At 67.4% G+C, this 580-nt stretch carries 1 protein-coding gene; it reads left to right on the top strand.

Features of this window, described 5'->3' with window-relative positions:
* Positions 1–380, top strand: a 380-nt coding sequence (locus tag G3I71_RS45925) for a F0F1 ATP synthase subunit A (protein ID WP_164324881.1), incomplete at its 5' end; no start/stop codon positions are given.
* Positions 381–580 lie beyond the last annotated feature (200 nt).

The following is a 580-nucleotide window of genomic DNA, read 5'->3' as shown; positions in this document are numbered from 1 at the left end:
CCTTCATCGTCGTGGGCGTCAAGGCGCACGGCGCCGTCGGCTACCTGCGCACGACCCTGTTCCCGTCGGGCGTGCCGTGGCCGGTCTACATCATCCTCACGCCGATCGAGCTCATCTCGACGTTCATCCTGCGGCCGGCGACGCTCACCATCCGACTCCTCGTCAACATGGTGGCCGGGCACCTGCTGCTCGTCCTCTGCTTCGGCGCGACCCACTTCCTTTTCTTCGAGGCGGCGGGTGCGCTCAAGGCGGTCGGCGCCGTGACGCTCGCGGCCGGCTTCGCCTTCACGCTCTTCGAGATCTTCATCGCGGCGCTGCAGGCGTACATCTTCACGCTGCTCACCGCGGTCTACATCAGCATCTCGCAGGAGTGGCACTGACCACGTCGTAGTCCTCGTCGGCGGCCCACCGGGCCGTCGTCACGACCGTCGGAGGAACCGGACGAGGGTCCGGCCCCGCCAACCGGAAGGAAGAACACTCGTGGACATCACGGGCAACATCGCAACGATCGGTTTCGGCCTGGCCGCCCTCGGCCCCGGCATCGGCCTCGGCATCATGGTCGCCAAGACGCAGGAGGCCA

This window comes from Streptomyces sp. SID12501 (genome assembly GCF_010550245.1).
In the GTDB taxonomy this organism is placed as follows: Bacteria; Actinomycetota; Actinomycetes; order Streptomycetales; family Streptomycetaceae; genus Streptomyces.
The sequence above is the reverse complement of the archived record's forward strand: the minus strand, read 5'-3'. Positions and strand labels throughout refer to the sequence as shown.